At 70.9% G+C, this 16,223-nt stretch carries 14 protein-coding genes; 10 read left to right on the plus strand and 4 right to left on the minus strand.

The window, feature by feature from the left end:
• Positions 1 to 108: 108 nt before the first annotated feature.
• Genes mptB through ABIE38_RS04575 form a run of 4 tightly spaced genes read left to right on the plus strand, consistent with a single transcriptional unit; the run spans position 109 to position 4,479 of the window.
• Positions 109 to 1,695 carry a polyprenol phosphomannose-dependent alpha 1,6 mannosyltransferase MptB gene (gene mptB, locus ABIE38_RS04560; protein WP_354054233.1) on the plus strand — a complete coding sequence of 529 codons (1,587 nt, stop codon included), beginning with the start codon at positions 109 to 111 and terminating at the stop codon, positions 1,693 to 1,695.
• A 23-nt stretch (positions 1,696 to 1,718) separates the two neighbouring features.
• Positions 1,719 to 2,654: an ABC transporter ATP-binding protein gene (locus tag ABIE38_RS04565; protein ID WP_354054234.1), complete on the plus strand. Its 936-nt coding sequence runs from the start codon at positions 1,719 to 1,721 to the stop codon at positions 2,652 to 2,654.
• Positions 2,651 to 3,442 (plus strand): ABC transporter permease, encoded by a 792-nt coding sequence (locus tag ABIE38_RS04570; RefSeq protein ID WP_354054235.1) that lies wholly within the window; start codon positions 2,651 to 2,653, stop codon positions 3,440 to 3,442. The genes ABIE38_RS04565 and ABIE38_RS04570 overlap by 4 nt, the downstream gene beginning before the upstream one ends.
• 38 nt (positions 3,443 to 3,480) lie before the next feature.
• Positions 3,481 to 4,479, plus strand: a complete 999-nt coding sequence (locus tag ABIE38_RS04575; protein WP_354054236.1) for a COX15/CtaA family protein — start codon at positions 3,481 to 3,483, stop codon at positions 4,477 to 4,479.
• A gap of 80 nt (positions 4,480 to 4,559) precedes the next feature.
• Here the strand turns inward: ABIE38_RS04575 and ABIE38_RS04580 are convergent, their stop codons facing one another.
• Positions 4,560 to 6,161 (minus strand): hypothetical protein, encoded by a 1,602-nt coding sequence (locus ABIE38_RS04580; protein WP_354054237.1) that lies wholly within the window; start codon positions 6,159 to 6,161, stop codon positions 4,560 to 4,562.
• Positions 6,162 to 6,275: 114 nt separating this feature from the next.
• Between ABIE38_RS04580 and ABIE38_RS04585 the strand changes: the two genes are divergently transcribed.
• The gene (locus ABIE38_RS04585) at positions 6,276 to 7,244 is read left to right on the plus strand and encodes a quinone oxidoreductase family protein (protein WP_354054238.1); all 969 of its coding nucleotides are present in this window, start codon (positions 6,276 to 6,278) and stop codon (positions 7,242 to 7,244) included.
• 4 nt (positions 7,245 to 7,248) lie between these two features.
• On the opposite strand, the gene ABIE38_RS04590 is transcribed toward ABIE38_RS04585, so the two are convergent.
• Entirely contained in the window at positions 7,249 to 8,280 is a 1,032-nt protein-coding gene (locus tag ABIE38_RS04590; protein ID WP_502914731.1) for a heme o synthase, read from the minus strand.
• A 160-nt stretch (positions 8,281 to 8,440) separates the two neighbouring features.
• On the opposite strand from ABIE38_RS04590, the gene tkt reads away from it, so the two are divergent.
• The 5 genes from tkt to pgl are packed head-to-tail and all read left to right on the plus strand — an operon-like array spanning position 8,441 to position 14,924.
• Positions 8,441 to 10,552, plus strand: coding sequence for a transketolase (gene tkt / locus ABIE38_RS04595; RefSeq protein WP_354054240.1), 2,112 nt, complete (start codon positions 8,441 to 8,443; stop codon positions 10,550 to 10,552).
• Positions 10,549 to 11,655, plus strand: a complete 1,107-nt coding sequence (gene tal / locus ABIE38_RS04600) for a transaldolase (RefSeq protein WP_354054241.1) — start codon at positions 10,549 to 10,551, stop codon at positions 11,653 to 11,655. The genes tkt and tal overlap by 4 nt, the downstream gene beginning before the upstream one ends.
• A complete protein-coding gene (gene zwf, locus ABIE38_RS04605) occupies positions 11,652 to 13,232 on the plus strand; it encodes a glucose-6-phosphate dehydrogenase (RefSeq protein WP_502914713.1) in 1,581 nt (526 codons plus the stop codon). The genes tal and zwf overlap by 4 nt, the downstream gene beginning before the upstream one ends.
• Positions 13,229 to 14,149 carry a glucose-6-phosphate dehydrogenase assembly protein OpcA gene (locus tag ABIE38_RS04610; RefSeq protein ID WP_354054242.1) on the plus strand — a complete coding sequence of 307 codons (921 nt, stop codon included), beginning with the start codon at positions 13,229 to 13,231 and terminating at the stop codon, positions 14,147 to 14,149. Before zwf ends, ABIE38_RS04610 begins: the two co-directional genes overlap by 4 nt.
• Before the next feature lie 52 nt (positions 14,150 to 14,201).
• A complete protein-coding gene (pgl, locus tag ABIE38_RS04615) occupies positions 14,202 to 14,924 on the plus strand; it encodes a 6-phosphogluconolactonase (protein ID WP_354054243.1) in 723 nt (240 codons plus the stop codon).
• A 132-nt stretch (positions 14,925 to 15,056) separates the two neighbouring features.
• Here the strand turns inward: pgl and secG are convergent, their stop codons facing one another.
• A complete protein-coding gene (gene secG / locus ABIE38_RS04620) occupies positions 15,057 to 15,290 on the minus strand; it encodes a preprotein translocase subunit SecG (protein ID WP_107747569.1) in 234 nt (77 codons plus the stop codon).
• Positions 15,291 to 15,418: 128 nt separating this feature from the next.
• Positions 15,419 to 16,204 carry a triose-phosphate isomerase gene (gene tpiA, locus ABIE38_RS04625; protein WP_354054244.1) on the minus strand — a complete coding sequence of 262 codons (786 nt, stop codon included), beginning with the start codon at positions 16,202 to 16,204 and terminating at the stop codon, positions 15,419 to 15,421.
• Positions 16,205 to 16,223: the final 19 nt, after the last annotated feature.

Raw genomic sequence — 16,223 nt, forward strand, 5'->3', positions numbered from 1 at the left:
ACATATTACGCAACACTTCCGTGACGGAAATATTCCCACCCCCCGCGAGCCCGGCGGTGTCGTCGGAAAGTGACCTGCGACACCCACGGTGGAGAGAGGCTGAGGTCAGTGGCACCCACGTTCCCGGTACGCGGCGCGGGGTCGGTCACCGCCCGACTCCACACCGAGGAACGGTTCACCGGGGCCCCACCGTCGGCTGAACTGGCCCGGCTCCGTCGCATCCGCAGGATCGGCACCACCGCGGCCGTCGCGATGGCGGTGGGTGCTCTGGGCGCCGGCGCCCTGCCGGTCCTGCAGAATCCCGTCGCGGGCGAGCGACTGTTCGGCCTCTGGCTCAGGCTGCAACAGTCCTCCATGACCGTGGTCATGACCGGAATGGTGGTGGTGACGCTCTGCTGGCTGTTGCTCGCCCCGTACGTCCTGGGCCGGGATCGCCGGGGACGGCTGAGCGGCCGCATCGACCGGGCCACCCTCGACCGCATCATCGCGTCGTGGGCGCTGCCGCTCGCCCTGGCCCCGCCCATGTTCAGCAAGGACGTCTACAGCTACCTCGCCCAGGGGGCCATCGGTAACACGCTCGACGACCCGTATGAACTGGGTCCGGTGTCGGCGCTGGGCACCTCCCACGCGTTGACGGTCAACGTCCCGGACATCTGGCGGGACACGCCGAACCAGTACGGCCCGCTGTTTCTCGGAGTGCAGAAGGTGATCCACGCGCTCACGGGGGACGACGTGGTGGCCGGCACGATCTTGCACCGGGTGGTGGCCATCATCGGGATCCTCATGCTGGGATGGGCGGTTCCACGGTTGGCCGAGTACTGCGGGGTGTCGGACGTGGCCGCGCTCTGGCTGGCGGTGGCCAACCCGCTCGTGCTGTTCCACCTGGTGTCCGGTATCCACTCCGAGTCGCTCATGATGGGACTGCTCGCCGTCGGGCTCGTGCTGGCCCTCCGCGCCGTGGACTCCCCGGGGTCCGGTCCTCGGACCACAATGCTCTTCGTCGTGGGGACCGTCCTGGTCACCGGGTCGGCACTGGTGAAACTGCCCACCGTCGTCGCCCTGGGTTTCGTCGGGATGGCGCTCGCCCGTCGTTGGGGTGGCGGTTATCTCGCCACCGTGCGGGCGGCTCTGGTGATGGTGATCATCAGCGGTGTCACCACCGGACTGGCCATGCTCGCGACCTCCTCGGGACTCGGGTGGATCACGAAGCTCGGGGCGGCCACGTCCCTACGCAGCTGGCTCTCGCCGCCCACTGCCCTGGGGGTGATCGTCGGCGGGATCGGGCAGTACCTGGGACTGGGCGACCACACCGCCCAGATCCTGGTGATGGTGCAGACGGCGGCGCTCGTGCTCGCCGGGGTGTTCACCATCAGGATGTTGTTCGCGGTCTCCGCCGGGCGGATCAACCCGGTCGGCGGCCTCGGGGTGTCGATGGCGGCCATCGTCCTGTGCTTCCCCGTCGTCCAGCCCTGGTACGTCCTGTGGGCCCTGATCCCGCTCGCGGCGTGGGCCTCGCGGATGGAGTTCCGGATCCCCGTCGTGGCGGTCAGCGCCGTGCTTGCCTGCTTCACCCTCCCGCCGGGTGCGGGCCTGCCTCCGTTCGTCACCGTCCAGGCGTGGGTGGCCACCGTCGTGGCCGTGACGTTCCTGCTGACCGCGATGTTCCGCTGGCCGGGGCTGTTGCGCTTCCGGTAGTCGGCGCGGCCTAGAATGCTCCCGTGACCTCACGCACCGACTCCCCCGCGCTCCATGTCGAGGGACTCGTCAAGAGGTTCGGGGAGACCACGGCCGTGGCCGGGCTGGACCTCCGACTGGACCGCGGTGAGGTGATGGCGCTCCTCGGTCCCAACGGCGCCGGCAAGACCACCACGGTCGAGGTGTGCGAGGGATTCCTCCGACCTGACGGCGGGTCCCTCCGGGTGCTGGGGTTCGACCCGGTGTCCGACCGTCAGCGGGTCCGTAGCCGGATCGGCATGATGCTGCAGGGCGGCGGGGCGTACCCCGCGGCGCGTGTCGGGGAGATGGTCCGACTGGTCGCCTCCTACTACGCGGACCCCCTCGATCCGGGCTGGCTGCTCGCCGAACTCGGGCTCAGTGACCACGTCGCCACCCCCTACCGGCGTCTGTCCGGTGGCCAGCAGCAGAGACTGTCTCTGGCCATCGCGGTCATCGGCCGACCTGAACTGGTGTTCCTCGACGAGCCCACCGCTGGACTCGACGCGCAGTCCCGGCGGGCCGTGTGGGACCTGGTCCGGGCGTTGCGCCGCGACGGTGCCGCCGTGTTGTTGACGACGCACCTCATGGACGAGGCCGCCGCCCTGGCCGACGAGGTCGTGATCATCGACCACGGCCGCCGGGTGGCCGCCGGCTCGCCGGCGGAACTCGCTCGGGCGGGGACGTCCGAGGGCGTGACCCTGGTCGTCGACGGTGAGGCCTCCCCCACTCTCCTGAGTCACGCCATCGGTCCGGACCACACGGTGACGACGGGGTCCGCGGCGGGGGTCCTGGAGGTCCACGGCCCGGTCTCCCCCGAACTCATGACCACCCTGTGTGCGGCGCTAGAGAAGGCCGACGTCCAGCTCACCTCCCTGGCCACCCGCGCCAGGAGCCTCGAAGAGGTATTCCTCGACCTGACCGGACGGGACCTGCGATGACCGACACCCAGACCGGCGCCAACCGCTTCGCGCCGGGCACGTTCGCCCGCCCGTCCGCGCCCGCCCCACTCCTCCGGATGGCCGCATCGCAGACCCGGATGGAGCTGACGCTGTTCCTGCGCAACGGTGAGCAGCTCCTGGTCGCCCTGGTGATCCCCGTGGCAGTGTTGTTCGCGCTCACCGCGATCGAGTTCGGTTCGATCCCACAGCCGAGGATCGACTACGCCATCACGGCCGTGCTGACCCTCTCCGTCATGGGTACCGCGTTCACCGGACAGGCCATCGCCGTCGGCTTCGACCGTCGTTACGGGGCGTTGAAGAGACTTGGTGGCACCCCGCTTCCGCCCACCGTCATCATCGGCGGCAAGATCCTGGCCACGCTGATCCTGGTCGCCGGCCAGGCGGTCCTGCTCGGTGCGATCGCGGCCGGGCTCGGCTGGCGACCCGGACCGGCCGGACTGGCGGTGGGCGCGGTGATGATCGCGTTCGGGTCGATCGCGTTCTCGTCGATGGGGCTCCTCCTCGGGGGGACCCTGCGGGCCGAGATCGTGTTGGCACTGGCCAACCTCATCTGGTTCGTCCTCATCGGCGCGGCCGGTCTGGCGATCGGCGTGGCGGCCCTGCCCGAGTGGCTGCACGATCTCCTCGTCGTCGTCCCCTCGTACGCCCTGACCAGCGCGCTGGTCACGGCGATCGACGGCGGGTTCCCCGCCCTGGCGGCCCTGGTCCTGGCCGGGTGGACCGCGGTCTGCGCCGGACTGGCCGTGCGGCACTTCTCCTTCACCTGATTCCGGAGCCGTCCGCGCGCCCGCCTAGAATCGAGGGCGTGACCTCGACTTCGCACGCCCCGAACCCCGGAAGCCATGCCACGAGCGAACCCTCCGGACCGACGGGACCGCTGTCCCGTCTGCCGATGCCGTCGATCCGGCTGCAGAAGGGCCTCGCACTGGCCAACGTCTTCGCCCAGATCGGCATCATGACCACCGGGGTCACCGTGCGGGTGACCGCCTCGGGGTTGGGCTGCGAGACGTGGCCACGGTGCAACCAGGACAGTTTCGTGCCCGTCGCCGGCGCCGGACCCGCGCTGCACCAGGCGATCGAGTTCGGCAACCGGCTCCTGACGTTCGTGCTGGTGGCTATAGCCGCCGCCCTGCTGCTCGCGATCCATCGTGCCGGTCGTCGCCGCGGGCTCAAGGTGCTCGCGTGGGCGATGCCCGCAGGGATCCTGGCCCAGGCCGTGATCGGGGGCATCACGGTCCTGGCCGGCCTGGTGTGGTGGACCGTCGCGCTCCACCTGCTCCCGTCCATGATCCTGGCCTGGCTCGCGGCCGTCCTGTTCGTCCGGATCGGGGAGGCAGACGACGCCCCCGCCCGCCGTGTCCTGCCCCCGCCGTTGTCCTGGCTCATCGTCCTGTCCGCCGTGCTCCTGGCCGGTGTGCTGGTGACCGGCACCATGGTCACCGGGGCCGGCCCCCACGCCGGTGACGCCCGCATCGAGGCCGCCGACCGCCTCCAGATGCCGATCCAGTGGCTGGTCCACTTCCATGCCGAACTGATGGTCGGGTACGTCTGCCTGCTCATCGGTCTGGCGTTCGGGCTTCTCGCGTTGCGCGCTCAGGGACCGGCCATCCGGCGCTGCCTGATCCTCATCGCGCTGATCGCGGCACAGGCCGTCGTGGGGATAACCCAGTACCAGCTGGGGGTGCCCGAGATCCTTGTGGTTCTGCACGTGACGCTGGCCGGGGCGATCACCGCCGTGACCGGTGCACTCTGGGCCTCGGCGGTCATCAGGGACCGAGCGGACGGGAGCCCGCGGCCCGCGTAGTCCGGCCGGCGGCAGGGCCCGCCTGACGCGAATGCGGAACGGCCCCGCCGTGGCGGGGCCGTTCTCGACCTACGGGGATCTCAGAGCAGGGATCCGGAGCCGGCCATGCGCTTCCAGTGACCCGCGGGCACATCGGTATGGGAGACCAGTTCACGGGTCCAGTCCGAACCGGTGAGCCCGGGAACCGAGTCGCGCACGGCCTCGGCCTCGGCGAGGGTGTCGACCATGTAGTCGTCCATGACCCCGTCTGCGCCCACGAACGTCAGACGGATCCCCGTCCGACCGGTGGGTTGCAGGACCAGATCGGCCGCGCCGCCATGACGCGCCAGGAACTTCTTGACGAACTTCACGGCGCCCGGGGGCGGTGTCGGGCCCGCCGGAACACGCTCGACCGTGATGGGATCGATCTTCTCCGACGGCGCCTTCTCCGCCGCCTGTGTCTCGACCGACTTCTCCTCGGCGGCCGGTTCGTCCGCCGGAGGAGTCGCAGCAGGCTGGGACGCGGCAGGGGCGTCGGCAGGCCGGGAGGCGGCGGAGGGCGCGGCATCCGCCTCGGTGGAGGCCGCGGGCTCCGAGGACGTGTCCGCGGACGCCGTGTCCCCTCCGGATGCAGCGGCGCCGCCGCCCAGCGACAGACCCGCGGATCCACCCCCGGGGGCCTTGGCCTTGGACCCGCCACCCAGCGACAGACCACCCGGCTTGCCCCCGCCCGGGGCCTTGGCGCCCGAACCGCCACCGAGGGAGAGCCCGCCGGACTTCTTCGCCGCCGGTGCTCCCTCGGCGGACGCCCCGCCGGCCGGCGTCGTGTCGCCGGTGTCGTCGGCTCCGGCGTCGGTGGGCGCATCGGCAGCCGGTGTGTCGGTGCCGGGGGTCGTGGTGGTGGATTCACTCGAGGCGGTGGCGGACGCTCCGGATCCGTCGGCCTGTGCCGAGTCGGCGGCCGCGGACGCACCCGCGCCACCGCCCAGGACCAGAGAGCCGACGGACTTGCCACCCGGGGCCTTGGCCCCCTGGCGGCCACCCAGCGTCAGGCCGCCCCGGGCGGGTGCGGGTGAGGCGTCCGTCCCGGCGGGCTCCGAGGCCGTGGACTCCCCCTCCTGCCCTCCTGAACCGGACCGGGCCGGCTCGGTCGAGGGTGCGGCGGTGTCGGTCGCGGTCGCGTCCTCCGTCTTCGGCTCCGCGTCCGCGGCGACCGGGGTGCTGCCGGCCGCGGCGGTGTCCGCGGGGGCGGCGGCGTCCGCCGACAAGGAGGTCCCGCTCCCCTCGAGCTCCGAGATCCGCGAACCGTGCAGGGATGATGCGCCGCCGCCCGGGGCCTTCGGGGCACGGCGCCCCAGGCTGAGCCCGCCGCTGGAGGAGCTCGCCGCCGCGGCCGCGGCCGCGGGAGCGGTGCGGGGGGTGGGCTGCTCGGCCGGTGCGTCGGCGGCCGATGCCTCGCCTGCCGGTGCGTCGGCGTCGGGAGCGGCCTGGGTCGTGGTCTCCTCGGCCGGTGCCGGTGCCGGTGCCGGTGCCGCGGCCTCGCCTCCGCCGACCACCTCGTCGACGGCGGCCACCTCGTCGACGGCGGCGGGCGCCTGATCGGATTCCGACACGGCTCCGGACCCGCCGGTGGTGACGGCGGGCCGGCCGGTCGCCCGGACTCGCGGTCCCCCGGCGTACTGGGAAAGGATCTGCAGGCTCATGGGGGTACCTTATCGCCTCCGGTCTCCCCGGCTGCCCGCCGCTCCCGGGGTGCCGGCGCTCGAACCCGCGAAATCAGGGCTGCGGGGGGGCGGGGTGTGCCGGATACTGGGCCCATGCGTGCAGTCCGGATCTCAGAACACGGTGGCCCCGACGTCCTCGAGCCGGTCGAGGTCCGCACTCCCTCAACGGGTCCCGGGGAAGTGCTCGTCCGGACCACATCCATCGGCGTCAACTACATCGACACCTACTTCCGGGAGGGCATCTATCAGACCGCGTTGCCGTACATCCCCGGGAGCGAGGGCGCCGGGGTCGTCGACGCGGTGGGGGTGGGCACGCCCGACCTCGTGACCGGTGACCGGGTGGCATGGTGCCAGGTGCCCGGTTCCTACGCCCAGTACGTGGTCGCCCCGGCGGAGGCCCTGGTCGCCGTCCCCGACGCGGTGTCCGACAGCGTCGCCGCGTCGATGCTCCTCCAGGGACTCACCGCGCACTACCTCATCACCGACACCCATCGTGCGCACGGCGGCGACGCGGTACTGATCACCGCGGGCGCCGGAGGAGTGGGGCAGCTCCTCATCCAGATGGCGGTGGCCCGTGGATACCGGGTCATCACCACCACCTCGACCGAGTCGAAGGCGCAGATCTGCAGGGACCTGGGCGCGCATCACGTCCTGCTCTACCCGGAGGCGACGCCCGAGAGGATCCGCGAGCTGTCCGGTGGCGGGGTGGAAGTGGTGTTCGACGGGGTCGGGCGGGACACCTTCGACACCAGTCTGGCCTCGCTCGGGCGGCGCGGCACACTGGTGTTGTTCGGCGCGGCGAGCGGCCCCGTGCCGCCGGTGGACCCGCAGCGGCTCAACGCCGCCGGATCGGTGTTCCTGACCCGGCCCAAGCTCGGCGACTTCATCGCGACCGCCGAGGAGTACCGCGAACGTGCGGCCGAGGTGATGGAGGGGCTGGTCGACGGGTCGCTCGTCCTCGACGTCGGGTCGACCTTCGGACTCACCGACGCGGCTCAGGCGCATCGGGCGTTGCAGTCCCGGGGCACCACGGGGTCGATCACGCTCGACCCCTCCAGATGACCGATCAGAACAGGGAGAACGCCCCGGACAGGGTCTCGAGACCGAGAACGGCATCGATCGACAGGGCCACGAACACCCCTGCCAGGTAGTTGTTCGACAGGATGAACAGCTTGAGGGGCTTGACCTCGACACCTCGGCGGACACCGGCCTCGAGGCGGTGGGCCATGACGATGAACCACACACCGAAGCCGACCGCGCCCGCCGCGTAGATCCATCCCGCCGCCGGGATGAGCGCGAAGGTGCACAGGACCGTGGCCCAGGTGTAGAGGGTGATGCGGCGGGTGACGCCCTCCGCCGACATGACAACCGGCAACATCGGTACCCCGGCGGCCTTGTAGTCCTCCTTGTACCGCATGGCCAGGGCCCAGGTGTGGGGCGGAGTCCAGAAGAAAATGATGAGGAACAGGACGATCGCCTGCCACCAGTTGCTCGACTGACCCTCGGGGAGGTGGTCGGTGATGACCGCCCACGAGACGAGCACGGGCATACAACCGGCGGCGCCACCCCACACCACGTTCTGGGCGGTGCGGCGCTTGAGGATCATCGTGTAGACGAAGACGTAGAAGCAGATCGTGAGCAGGATGAACAGGGCGGCGAGCCAGCTCTGCGCCAGGAGTCCCAGCCACAGCATGCTGGCCGCGCCGAGCCCGAGGCCGAAAATCAGCGCCGCCCGGGGGGTCACTGCGTGGCGGGCCAGGGGGCGCCGCTCGGTCCGCTTCATGACCTTGTCGATATCGGCGTCGACGACCATGTTGAGAGTGTTGGCGCTGGCGGCGCCGAGCCAGCCGCCGACCAGCGTCAACAGCACTAAACCGAGGTGGACCTGCCCCCGGTCGGCCTGCAGCATCGCGGGGATGGCGGCCACCAGGAGCAGCTCGATGACGCGCGGCTTGGTGAGAGCGATGTACGACATGACGACGTCGACTACGCGGGCGCGCCCGCTCGCCGGAGCCGGCCGCCCCGAGGACTCTGGAGGGGAGACGGACGGCCCCCCACTCCGGGTCGGGGTGGAATCGTGCACCGGAACTCCTCGCAGCAGATGTCAACGCACTACCCGGCCGATACTACGTCCCCCCTGCACGCTCCGCGAAAGAGCGGGGGCGGGGACCGTCCGACCCCGGGCGCCGGTGACCACTAAGGTGGTCCACGACATACGCGCGGATCCGCGCCGCACCCTCGACCCGGGAGAACCACAAGTGACCAGCGCGTCGGAGATCACCGAGCTCACCACCGCCCGCCACCCGTCCGACTGGACCGAACTGGACACCCGGGCGGTCGACACCGCGCGTGTCCTGGCCGCCGAGGCCGTGCAGAACTGCGGTAGCGGTCACCCGGGCACCGCCATGAGCCTGGCGCCCCTGGCCTACACGCTGTACCAGCGGGTGATGCGCCATGACCCGTCGGACCCGAAGTGGGTGGGGCGTGACCGTTTCGTCCTGTCCTGCGGCCACTCGTCCCTCACCCAGTACATCCAGCTCTACCTCGCCGGATTCGGGCTGGAGCTCGAGGACCTCAAGGCGCTGCGCACCTGGGGATCCAAGACCCCGGGTCACCCCGAGTGGAACCACACCGACGGGGTGGAGATCACCACCGGCCCACTCGGGCAGGGGCTGGCATCCGCCGTGGGAATGGCCATGGCCGCCCGGTACGAGCGGGGCCTGTTCGATCCGGAGGCACCCGCCGGGAAGAGCCCGTTCGACCACTTCGTGTACGTCATCGCCTCGGACGGGGACGTGCAGGAGGGAGTGACCGCCGAAGCCTGCTCGCTGGCGGGGACCCAGCAGCTCGGGAACCTCATCGCGGTCTACGACGACAACAAGATCTCGATCGAGGACGACACCCAGATCGCCTTCACCGAGGACGTGGCCGCCCGCTACGCGGCCTACGGCTGGCACGTCCAGACGGTCGACGGGGGTGAGGACATCGAGGCCATCGAGGGTGCGATCGCCGATGCCCGCGCCGTCACGGACAAGCCCTCGATGATCGTCCTGCGCACGGTGATCGCCTACCCCGCCCCCACCAAGATGAACACCGGGGCCTCGCACGGTTCGGCGCTCGGGCAGGCCGAGGTGGACGCGGTCAAGGAGGCGCTCGGCATGGGCGGCACCGAGCCGTTCACCGTCGACGACGAGGTGATCGCCCACACCCGCGCGGCCCGCGACCGTGGCGCCCGCGTCCACGCGCAGTGGAGCGACATGTTCCACGCGTGGGCCGAGGCCAATCCCGAGGCGAAGAACCTCTTCGATCGCCTCTACTCCGGCCAGTTGCCGGAGGGCTGGGACGCCAATCTGCCGACGTGGGAGGCCGACCCCAAGGGCGTGGCCACCCGCAAGGCGTCCGCCAAGGCCATCCAGGCGCTCGCGGGGACCCTCCCCGAGCTGTGGGGTGGATCTGCGGACCTGGCGGGGTCCAACAACACCCAGATCGAGGGCGCCGACTCCTTCGGCCCCCCATCGATCTCCACCGGGATGTGGACGGCGTCCCCGTACGGGCGCAACCTGCACTTCGGCGTCCGCGAGCACGCCATGGGCGCGATCCTCAACGGGATCGCCCTGCACGGTCCGACCAGGCCCTACGGCGGGACCTTCCTCATCTTCAGCGAGTACATGCGTCCGGCCGTCCGGCTCGCCGCCCTCCAGGGCAGCAACGCCTACTACGTGTGGACGCACGACTCGATCGGTCTCGGTGAGGACGGCCCCACCCACCAGCCGGTCGAGCAGCTCGCGGCACTGCGCGCCATCCCCGGCCTGGCCCTCCTGCGGCCGGCGGACGCCAACGAGACGGCGGCGGCGTGGCGCGCGATGCTCATGGCCCTCGACGGTCCCAAGGGGCTGTGTCTGACCCGCCAGGACATCCCTGTCCTGGAGGGCACCGCCGAGTCGGCACGCGAGGGCGTCGAGCGCGGTGGCTACGTGCTGGCGGAGGCGTCGACCGGCTCCCCCGAGGTGATCCTGATGGGTACCGGTTCCGAGGTCCACCTGGCAGTCGAGGCTCGTGAGGTCCTCGAGGGCGAGGGCGTGCCGACCCGGGTGGTGTCGATGCCGTGTGTCGAGTTCTTCGACCAGCAGGACCCGGAGTACCGCGAGTCGGTCCTGCCCCGGTCGGTCCGCGCCCGCGTGAGTGTGGAGGCCGGGATCGCGATGCCGTGGTACCGCTTCCTCGGCGACGCGGGTCGGGCGGTGTCGCTGGAGCACTTCGGTGCGTCCGCCCCGTACCAGACCTTGTTCACCGAATTCGGAATCACCGGCGACGCCGTGGTCGCCGCGGCCCGCGACTCGCTCGCGGCCGTCAACGGGGAGGCATCATGACCAACGCCAATCTCGCCGCACTGAGCGCCGCCGGCGTCTCGGTCTGGCTCGACGACCTGTCCCGCCAGCTGCTCACCTCGGGCGAGCTCGAGGAGCGGATGTCCACCTACTCGGTCGTGGGAGTCACCACCAACCCCGCGATCTTCCAGGCCGCGCTGGGCGACTCGTCGGCCTACGAGTCCGCGCTCGCCGAGGCCGTCCGTGCCGACAGGGACGTCGATTCCGTCGTCCGCGCGCTCACCACCGCGGACGTGCGGGACGCCTGTGCCGTCCTGGCCGACGTGTTCGACGCCACCGACGGTGTCGACGGACGAGTCTCACTCGAGGTCGATCCCCGGCTGGCGGACGACACGGAGGGGACGGTCGCCCAGGCCGTGGAACTCTCCGAGGTCGTCGACCGGCCCAATCTCATGATCAAGATCCCGGCCACGTCCGCGGGTCTCCCGGCGATCACGGAGGTGATCGGCCGGGGGATCGACGTCAACGTGACCCTCATCTTCTCGGCCGACCAGTACCGCGCGGTCGCGGAGGCGTACCTGGCGGGCCTGGAGCGAGCCGCGGCGGCCGGTCGCGACCTCTCCCGCATCCATTCGGTGGCCTCGGTGTTCGTCAGCCGGCTCGACTCCGAGATCGACTCCCGCCTGCCGGCGGACTCCGACCTGCGTGGCAGGGCGGGACTGGCCAACGCGCGGCTGTGTCAGGACGTCTACGACGAGGTCTACGACACCGCCGGTCGGTTCGGCGATCTCGCCGCCCGGGGGGCCCGCCCCCAGCGGCTGCTCTGGGCGTCCACCGGCGTCAAGGACCCCGCCTACCCCGACACCATGTACGTGAGCGGTCTGGTCACCCACGGCACCGTCAACACCATGCCCTTCGCGACCATGGAGGCGTTCGCGGACCACGGTGTCCTCGAGGGGGACACGGTGCGGGGCACCGGTGAGGCCTCGCGTGAGACCCTCGACGCGCTGCGTGCGCAGGGGATAGACCTCGACGAGGTCTTCACGCTGCTCGAGAAGCAGGGCGTGAGCAAGTTCGTCAGCGCGTGGGACGACCTCATCGCCACCGTGACCTCGCGGATCGACGAGATCCCCTCGGGGTCGTGATCGACCCGGACGGTCGGCCCTCATCGGCCGTCGGCGACCCCGTCGGCGGCGCGGAGGGGTCGGCCAACCCGCTCCGCGATCCGAGGGACCGGCGACTGCCACGGATCGCCGGCCCCTCCGGGCTCGTCATCTTCGGCGTCACCGGTGATCTCTCCAAGAAGAAGCTCATCCCCGCCGTCTACGACCTCGCGAACCGGGGCCTGCTCCCCCCGGGTTTCTCCCTCATCGGCTTCGGTCGACGCCGGTGGACCCACTCCGAGTTCGCCGAGTTCGCCCGCGAACACGCCCGGGAACGGTGCCGCACCCCGTTCCGGGAGGACGTCTGGGAGCAACTGGCGGCGGGACTGCGGTTCGTCACCGGGACCTTCGACGACGATGAGGGCTTCGATCACCTGGCGGAGCAGCTGACCGCCCTGGAGGTCGAACGGGGCACGGCCGGCAACTACGCGTTCTACCTGTCCGTCCCCCCGGACGACTTCCCCACGGTCTGTCGGCACCTCGACCGGACCGGATGCACCCGGGCGGTCGACGGATCGTGGCGCCGCGTGGTGATCGAGAAGCCCTTCGGTCACGATCTGGCGAGTGCCCGCGAGCTCAACGCGGTGGTGGGCGCCGTCTTCCCCGAGGACTCGGTGTTCCGCATCGACCACTACCTGGGCAAGGAGACCGTCCAGAACATCCTGGCCCTGCGCTTCGCCAACCAGCTCTTCGAGCCGGTGTGGAACGCCAATCACGTGGACCACGTGCAGATCACCATGGCCGAGGACATCGGTCTGGGTGGCCGCGCCGGATACTACGACGGGATTGGGGCGGCGCGCGACGTCATCCAGAACCACCTCATCCAGCTCATGGCCCTGGTGGCCATGGAGGAACCCACGGACTTCTCGGCCGCCGCACTGCGGGCGGAGAAGACCAAGGTCCTCGAGTCCACCTCACTGGCGCTGCCGATCTCCGAGACCGCGGCCCGGGGCCAGTACTCCGGTGGGTGGCAGGGGTCCGAGCAGGTCGTGGGGCTCAAGGACGAGGACGGATACGATCCGTCCTCCACCACCGAGACCTACGCCGCGATCACCCTCGAGGTCCACAACCGACGCTGGGCCGGGGTCCCGTTCTACCTGCGCACCGGCAAGCGGCTGGGCCGTCGCGTCACCGAGATCGCGGTGGTCTTCCGACGCGCGCCGCACCTGCCCTTCGACGCGACCATGACCCAGGAACTGGGGCAGAACGCCCTGGTGATCCGGGTCCAACCGGATGAGGGCGTGACGCTGCGGTTCGGGTCCAAGGTGCCCGGCACCGCGATGGAGGTCCGCGACGTCAACATGGACTTCGCCTACGGCGAGGCGTTCACCGAGTCCTCGCCCGAGGCCTACGAGCGGCTCATCCTGGACGTGCTGCTCGGCGAGCCGTCGCTTTTTCCCGTCTCGCGCGAGGTGGAGTTGAGCTGGATGCTGCTCGATCCCGTCCTCGACGAATGGTCGGCCGGCGGAACCCCGGAGCAGTACCAGGCCGGGACGTGGGGCCCTCGTGGTGCCGACGAGATCCTGGCCCGCAGTGGCCGCGCATGGAGGCGACCGTGATCATCGACCTGCCCGACACCTCGACCCGCGAGATCTCCAAGAAGCTCGTGCAGATCCGCGAGGACGCGGGGCTGAGCACCATCGGCCGGGTGCTCACGCTGATCGTCCTCACCGACCACGTCCGCGGCAGCGAATCCGCGATCGAGGCGGCCAACGAGGCCAGCCGCGAGCACCCGTGCCGCGTGATCGTGGTGATCCGCGGCAACCGTGCCAGACCGGACCGGCTCGACGGTCAGATCCGGGTCGGAGGCGACGCGGGAGCGGCCGAGGTCGTGGTCCTGCGGACCTCGGGGGCGATGGCGTCGCAGTCCGCCTCGTTGGTCACCCCGCTCCTCCTCCCCGACACCCCTCTGGCGGTGTGGTGGCCCAGGCATTCGCCGACACTGCTGTCCGAGGACAAGGTGGGCCGTCTCGCCCGTCGCCGGATCGTGGACTCCGACGCCGAGGGGCACCCCACGGACGCACTGGCCAAGCGGGCGGCCGGGTACTCCCCCGGTGACACCGATCTGGCCTGGGCCAGGGTCACGCACTGGCGTTCACTGCTGGCGGCCACGTTGGACCGGCCGCCGTTCGAGACGATCACCGGCGCCACGGTGTGCGGCCCCGAACGGGCCGCGTCCGTGGACCTCGCCGGTGGGTGGCTCGCCTCCCGCCTCGGGATCGACGTCCACCGCGCGGTGGGGCCGCGAATGGTCGTCCTGGAGCGTGCCTCCGGATCGATCGTCATCGAGCAGGTGAGCCCCACCTCCGCGGAGCTGCGGATCACCGGCCACTCCCCCACACGGGTCACGCTGGTGAAACGGAGCGTGGCGGACTGCCTCGCCGAGGAGCTGCGCCGCATGGACACCGACGGCGTGTACGCCGACGCACTCGCGAACCACGATCGCGTGATCTACACCTCGGCCTCCGTCCGCTGAGCGGGGCCGCCCACGTACCGGACGACCGAGACCCGACACCACAGGAGGACCGATGTCCCACATCCGTCATCACGTCCACGCCGACTCCGACGCGCTCGCCACCGCGGCCGCCCGGGCGGCGGTAGAACATCTGGCCGAACGGATCACCGCCGCGGGTCGGGCGACTCTGTCGCTGACCGGGGGCTCGGTGGGGGTCAAGACCGCCGCCGCGCTCGCCGACTCGACCGTGGAATGGGAGAAGGTCACGATCTTCTTCGGCGACGAGCGCTTCGTTCCCGCCGATCACCCGGAACGCAACGACGGCCAGCTGGACGAGGCACTGCTCGACTCCCTGGGGGACCGTCCGACGGTGCATCGCTGGCCCGCGAGATCCGGGCAGGACGACGATGTCGACTCCGCCGCCGCGCGGTTCCTCGAGTCATTGACGATCCCCGCCGGGGACGAGCCGATCTTCGACGTGACCATCCTGGGGATGGGACCGGAGGGCCACATCGACTCGGTCTTCCCGCACACCCCCGCGGTCGCCGAGACGGATCGGCTGGTCGTAGGGGTCCGCGACTGCCCCAAGCCGCCACCGGAGCGGCTGACGTTCACGCTCCCGGCGGTGCGTCGCTCGCGGCACATCCTGGTGGTGGCCGCAGGTGAGGGCAAGGCGGAGGCGGTCGCGGAGGGAATCGGCGGGGCCTCACCGACGGAGTGGCCGGTCGCCGGCGCCGTGGGCACCGAGTCCACGACCTATCACCTCGACGTCGGCGCGGCGTCCGCGCTGGGCTGACCCGCCGGCCGGGCCGCCGGGGCCCCGTCTCCCGGCCACGCCCATCCGGGTGTCCACGACGACGGGGTGCGCTCCTCCCCGCGGAAGAGCGCACCCCGTGTCGACCCGCCGCGCGGCGCGACAGTCAGGCGATCAGCCGAAGCGGACCAGGAGTCCGACGGCGACGATGGCGATGAGCCACAGGATGGCGACGACCACGGTCACGCGGTCGAGGTTGCGCTCCACGACGCTGGACCCTGAGAGGCTGGACTGGACCCCACCGCCGAACAGTGAGGACAGTCCGCCCCCCTTGCCGCGGTGCAGCAGGATGAACAGCATCAACAGCAGGCTGGTGGCGACGAGGAAGATGTCCAGGGCGAGCTTCATGTACGGATCGGGCCTTACGTCGGGTCGGGGTGGTCGGAGGACGACTGGTCCAGACTACCCGGTGAGGTCGTCGAGGCGAATCCCGGCGCGCCCGCCCGTGTCGGGGCGGTCACGCCGGGACAGTCGACTCAGGGCAGCGGACCGCCGGCGGCGATGGCCGAGAGCTGGGCGAACTCGTCGGGTTTGAGCGAGGACCCGCCCACGAGTCCGCCGTCGACGTCGGGCTGCTCGAGCAACTCGCCGACGGTGGAGGAGTTGACACTCCCGCCGTACAGGACCCGCATCTGATCTGCGATCTCGGGGCCGGCCAGCTCGGTGAGGGCCCCACGGATGGCGGCGCAGACCTCCTGCGCATCCGCCGCGGACGCGGTCTTCCCCGTGCCGATGGCCCACACGGGCTCGTAGGCGATCACGGTGGAGGCCAGCTGGTGCCTGTCCAGTCCCGCGAGGGACCCCTTGAGCTGCTCCACGACGACGCCGACGTGGTCGCCGGCCTCCCGGGTCTCGAGCTTCTCCCCCACGCAGACGATCGGGCTGAGGCCGTGCTTGTGGCACGCCGCGGCCTTGGCGGCCACCAACTCGTCGGTCTCCGAGTGGTACTCGCGGCGCTCGGAGTGGCCGACCACCACATAGGTGCACCCCAGTTTGGCGAGCATCCCCGCCGAGATCTCACCGGTGTACGCACCGGACTCGTGGACCGACACGTCCTGGGCGCCGTAGGCGAAGCCGAGCTTGTCCCCCTCGATCACGATCTGTACGCCGCGGATGTCGGTGTACGGAGGGATGAACGCCACCTCCACCTTCTCGAGGTACTTCTCGGGCAGTGCGAAGGCCACCTTCTGCACGAGTGCGATCGCCTCGAGGTGGTTGAGGTTCATCTTCCAGTTCCCGGCGATGAGGGGGGTGCGTGCCATGTCGTCTCCTGTGGGTTGG

This window comes from Dietzia sp. 2505 (assembly GCF_040546785.1).
Classification (GTDB): Bacteria; Actinomycetota; Actinomycetes; order Mycobacteriales; family Mycobacteriaceae; genus Dietzia.

What these genes read in the sequence shown, in the direction of transcription:
- pgl (WP_354054243.1), top strand. Translation starts at nt 14,202, where the DNA reads ATGTCCCACATCCGTCATCACGTCCACGCCGACTCCGACGCGCTCGCC.
- ABIE38_RS04580 (WP_354054237.1), bottom strand. Translation starts at nt 6,161, where the DNA reads ATGAGCCTGCAGATCCTTTCCCAGTACGCCGGGGGACCGCGAGTCCGG.
- ABIE38_RS04585 (WP_354054238.1), top strand. Translation starts at nt 6,276, where the DNA reads ATGCGTGCAGTCCGGATCTCAGAACACGGTGGCCCCGACGTCCTCGAG.
- tpiA (WP_354054244.1), bottom strand. Translation starts at nt 16,204, where the DNA reads ATGGCACGCACCCCCCTCATCGCCGGGAACTGGAAGATGAACCTCAAC.
- secG (WP_107747569.1), bottom strand. Translation starts at nt 15,290, where the DNA reads ATGAAGCTCGCCCTGGACATCTTCCTCGTCGCCACCAGCCTGCTGTTG.
- ABIE38_RS04570 (WP_354054235.1), top strand. Translation starts at nt 2,651, where the DNA reads ATGACCGACACCCAGACCGGCGCCAACCGCTTCGCGCCGGGCACGTTC.
- tal (WP_354054241.1), top strand. Translation starts at nt 10,549, where the DNA reads ATGACCAACGCCAATCTCGCCGCACTGAGCGCCGCCGGCGTCTCGGTC.